This is a genomic window from Pandoraea sp. B-6 (assembly GCF_000282835.1).
In the GTDB taxonomy this organism is placed as follows: Bacteria; Pseudomonadota; Gammaproteobacteria; order Burkholderiales; family Burkholderiaceae; genus Pandoraea; species Pandoraea cepalis.
In genome coordinates this window covers 1-4,284 of record NZ_KB290518.1, presented here as the reverse complement: position 1 = coordinate 4,284, position 4,284 = coordinate 1, and the positions used below count along the sequence as shown (strand labels likewise).

The 4,284-nt window shown below is 65.4% G+C and carries 4 protein-coding genes; 3 read left to right on the top strand and 1 reads right to left on the bottom strand.

Annotated elements, in window-relative coordinates; all coding sequences use genetic code 11:
* Window positions 1-72: 72 nt before the first annotated feature.
* Window positions 73-435, bottom strand: a complete 363-nt coding sequence (locus A985_RS0111270; protein ID WP_150564495.1) for a hypothetical protein — start codon at window positions 433-435, stop codon at window positions 73-75.
* A gap of 359 nt (window positions 436-794) precedes the next feature.
* Between A985_RS0111270 and A985_RS0111265 the strand changes: the two genes are divergently transcribed.
* From A985_RS0111265 to A985_RS29715, 3 genes are all read left to right on the top strand, one after another.
* Window positions 795-1,064, top strand: coding sequence for a MoaD/ThiS family protein (locus tag A985_RS0111265; RefSeq protein ID WP_026131863.1), 270 nt, complete (start codon window positions 795-797; stop codon window positions 1,062-1,064).
* A 72-nt stretch (window positions 1,065-1,136) separates the two neighbouring features.
* A complete protein-coding gene (locus A985_RS0111260; protein WP_017233507.1) occupies window positions 1,137-2,252 on the top strand; it encodes a hypothetical protein in 1,116 nt (371 codons plus the stop codon).
* Between the two features lie 314 nt (window positions 2,253-2,566).
* The gene (locus tag A985_RS29715) at window positions 2,567-4,213 is read left to right on the top strand and encodes a methyl-accepting chemotaxis protein (RefSeq protein ID WP_017233506.1); all 1,647 of its coding nucleotides are present in this window, start codon (window positions 2,567-2,569) and stop codon (window positions 4,211-4,213) included.
* Window positions 4,214-4,284 lie beyond the last annotated feature (71 nt).

Here is a 4,284-nt window from a genome sequence, read left to right as displayed (position 1 = left end):
GGCGCGGTCGTCGGCGGGGTCATCGGCCACGAGTTGGGCAAGTAACGTTGCCGCTCGGCCCGGCGCACGCCGTCATCGCCCCACGGCATAGAGTGGGGAGTTGGCGGCGTAGCCGTACATGATCAGCACCGCGCCCACCAAGGCATCTGCCGCCGCCCGGGCCTCCGCCACATTCGCATAGCGCTTGGCCTGCGCCGTGCAGGTCGCGTAATGACGCGCACCATGCTTTAACGCGCCGTCGTGCCGACCGATAAACGCCGCCTGACGGCCGCTCCATACGAAGTAGCCTTCACACCTCGCCATCTCCGGCGGCCGCCTGACCGTCAAGTCCTCCTTCTGCGATGCCTCGCCCGCCTTGTGCAAGCGCCACTGACGCTTGATCGCCGCATCGGACCAGCGTCCCATGCCAATGTCTTTTCCTCGGTTCTTTGCCATTGCTCCCTCCTGGAGTTTGCCTGCGGCACTGCGCTCGCGGGCACTCCGATAATGGTGAACAATAACGCGGTGAAGTGGGATGGGGAGTGTCCGATATGCGATGCCACACCCTACGACGACGCCCCACGAGACTCGATACTCGCTGCTCGTCATGCAAAGGAAACCAAACCGCGCCCTCTCGCCTCATGATTGGCCGCAAGGGACGATGAGCCCGCTATCTTCCGGCAAACATAGCGCGGCGAACGCACAACAGTGCTGCACTGCACACCATGCAAGCGATCCGCATTGTCTACACTGAAGGTCTCGTTCTCTTCGGAAGATGGATCCGTTGGCCGCAATGGCATCCGCGAAACCAGGACATGGCGACCGTCACCTTCGCACCCGCAATTCAGCGCCACGTCTGCGTTGACGATCAGTGCATCGATGGACCGACCGTCCATGCCGTGCTCGCGCAATGCGTGACGCTCACGCCCGAGTTGCGCGGCTACCTGTTCAACGATCAGGGACGATTGCGTGCGCACGTCGCGGTCTTTGTCGATGGCCGGCTGATCCGCGACCGACACACGCTGGGCGACACACTGAACGACGCCAGCCGCGTGTATGTCGCCCAGGCGCTCTCGGGCGGATAAGGGAGCACGGCGGAAGCGGCGGATGAATGCGCGAGCATCGAACAAGACTCGCGCGAGCCAAGGAGGCAGATCGTGAAACACGTCACCGGAGCCACGTTGCTGGTTGCCACCCGCAAGGGATTGTTCACGTGGCAGCGTGAGGACGCCGTCTGGCGCCTGAAGTCGAGCGCGCCCGACTTTCCGGGCGAGCCCGTGAGCATGGTGCTGCGCGACCCGCGCGACGGCACCGATTACGCCGCGCTCAATCTCGGTCACTTCGGCGTGAAGCTCTGGTGCCGCGAACGCGACGCGAGCGAGTGGACCGAACTCTCACCGCCGGCCTTCACCCCACAAATAGAGCAGTCCGAAGCATCTGCGAACGATGCGCAGGCACCATCGGTCTCCCTGCTCTGGTCGCTTGAAGCCGCGGGGCCCGACGCCCCCGGCGTTCTCTGGGCAGGCACGATCCCCGGTGGCCTCTTCCGCTCCCACGACCGAGGCCGCACCTGGACACTGGTGCAAAGCTTGTGGGATCGCCCCGAGCGCGCCGAATGGATGGGGGGCGGCTACGATCACCCCGGCATTCATTCGATCTGTATCGATCCGCGCGACAGCCGACAGGTGAGCGTCGCCATCTCGACCGGCGGCGTCTGGCGCACACGTGACGACGGACACACCTGGGCTTTGGCGGCCAGCGGCATGGAAGCCGATTACATGCCGCCCGAACGACGCCTCGATCCGAATGCGCAGGACGTCCACCGTCTCGTGCAATGCCGCGACGCCCCCAACGCCCTGTGGGCACAGCATCACAACGGCATCTTCCGCAGCCTCGACTACGGCGCCTCGTGGCGGCGGATTCAAGCGTCACCGTCGAGTTTTGGTTTTGCTGTCGCCGTCGATCCGCACGACCCCGATGTCGCGTGGTTCGTACCCGCCCAGCGCGATGCCTGTCGCATGCCGGTCGACGCCCGTCTCGTCGTCATTCGCACGCGCGATGGCGGCGAGTCGTTTACATCGCTCTCGCACGGACTGCCGGAGGTGCCGTCCTACGATCTGATCTATCGCCACGGCCTGGATATCGACGCCACCGGCCACTCGCTCGCCATGGGCTCGACCACCGGCGCGCTGTGGGTCAGCGACAACGCAGGCGAGCAGTGGCAATGCCTGTCCACGCACTTGCCCCCTATCTACGCCGTGCGCTTCGTGTAGCGGGCGTCTTGTCGTTCGACATGCCGAGCGTCTCGTCGGTACGCCCTCGCCCGTTTTGCTGAAGGAAACCTTCAGTTAGCGCGTTTCGCGTCGTAGATAGAGATAGGCGAACTGGCTTCATTGATCCCCCCCGTCACGCGTTGCTTGGCGTGTCGCGCGCGCCGATGTCGGTGCGTGCGACAAGGTCGCGTCGTGCTTCCTGCTGAGCGTCGGCACGCACCGCGCAGCGATCGGCAACCCGGCCTCGCAACGCAAGTGGGCCACAACGTCACCCTTGTCGTCCAGGCATCCCATCCCTAAACGGAGTCACCCGAATGCGAATCGCCGACCTGAAAATCCGAACCCGACTGGCCATCGGTTTCGGCACGTTGCTAGCCCTGTTGTTGACCATGCTTGTCATCACCCTGATGCGCTTCGTCGCCATCGAGCGCGATAACGAAGAACTGCTCACCAGCGCGTGGGTCAAGGCCGATGCGGCACACAGCATCGATGCCATGGTGCGTGGCAACGGCCGCCGCATGCTGGAGATCTTCACGATCACCGACGCCGCGCAACGCAACACCATCAACCAGCGTATCGACGCCAATCTCAGCCGGATCGCCGAGGCGCAGGCCGTGCTCGACAAATACGTGGTGTCGGCGCACGGCAAACAATTGATGACCTCGATCCGGCAACACAACGACGCGTTTGTGACGGCACGTCGTGCGATGCTCGCCGCATTGACCTCGGGCGAGCGAGACTTGGCGCTGGACCTCACCCATCGCGACGCCCTCCCCGCGCTCGACGCCATGCAGGCCGAAGCCGCCGAACTGGTCACGCTCCAGAAGAAGATCGTCGACGACACCGGCGCCACAACGCGCGCCGGCATCGTCTTCGCCAAATGGCTGCTCATCGCCATCGGTGCAGCGGCAACCCTCCTGGGCATCGGCGCCGCCTGGTCGGTCACGCGCAGCATCACGCGTCCGCTCGCGCGCGCCGTGGCCGTGGCCGAGCGCGTGGCACAGGGCGATCTCACGAGTCGCATCGATGTGACCAGCCGCGACGAGACGGGCCAATTGATGGGCGCACTCAAACACATGAATGAAAGTCTGGAACACATTGTGCGACGCGTGCGACACGGCACAGCCGCCATCGCCTCGGCATCGGGGCAATTGCTTGCCGGCAACACGGATCTATCGTCCCGCACCGAAGAGCAGGCCGCATCCCTGGAAGAGACCGCCTCGTCGATGGAAGAGTTGACGGCCACCGTGCGCCAGAACGCCGATAACGCGCGGCAAGCCAGCCAATTGGCCGCGAACGCGTCGGAAATCGCCGGTGAAGGCGGCCGGGTGGTCGAACGTGCGGTCGCCTCGATGCAGGGGATTGCGGCCAGCTCGACGAAGATCAACGACATCATTGGCGTGATCGACGGCATTGCCTTCCAGACCAATATCCTCGCCCTGAACGCCGCCGTCGAAGCGGCGCGTGCCGGCGAGCAGGGTCGCGGTTTCGCCGTCGTGGCGGGCGAAGTGCGCACGCTAGCCCAACGCAGCGCCGCCGCGGCCAAGGAGATCAAGACGCTCATCGAGACGTCCGTCGACAAGGTCGAAGACGGCTCGGCACAAGTGCGCGACGCCGGTCGCACGATGGCGGAAATCGTGCAGGCCGTGCAGCGCGTGACCGACATCATGGGCGAAATCTCGGCGGCATCGAGCGAGCAATCGGGCGGCATCGAGCAGGTCAACACCGCCGTCATGCAGATGGACCAGGTCACGCAGCAAAATGCCGCGCTCGTCGAGCAGGCCACGGCGGCCGCCGGGTCGTTGGAAGATCAGGCGCGCTATCTGCGCGACGCCGTCGCCGTGTTCCGGCTGACCGATGGCGACCTCGTCACGTCCATGCTCGACGCCCCCGCCCAGACGGCCGCCAACGGCCCGCGGGGCGACGTGCTGGCGTTCGCCCGGGCGCGCCATACCGCGTAATCGGCATCATCGGCATCATCGGCGCCTTCGCCGTTCCGGCCGTGCCGCTGGGGCGTGCCGGCGAGGCGCCG

Bases quoted from the DNA above. Each gene is read 5' to 3' on its own strand.
- A985_RS0111270 (WP_150564495.1), bottom strand. From the start codon at position 435: ATGGCAAAGAACCGAGGAAAAGACATTGGCATGGGACGCTGGTCCGAT.
- A985_RS0111265 (WP_026131863.1), top strand. From the start codon at position 795: ATGGCGACCGTCACCTTCGCACCCGCAATTCAGCGCCACGTCTGCGTT.
- A985_RS29715 (WP_017233506.1), top strand. From the start codon at position 2,567: ATGCGAATCGCCGACCTGAAAATCCGAACCCGACTGGCCATCGGTTTC.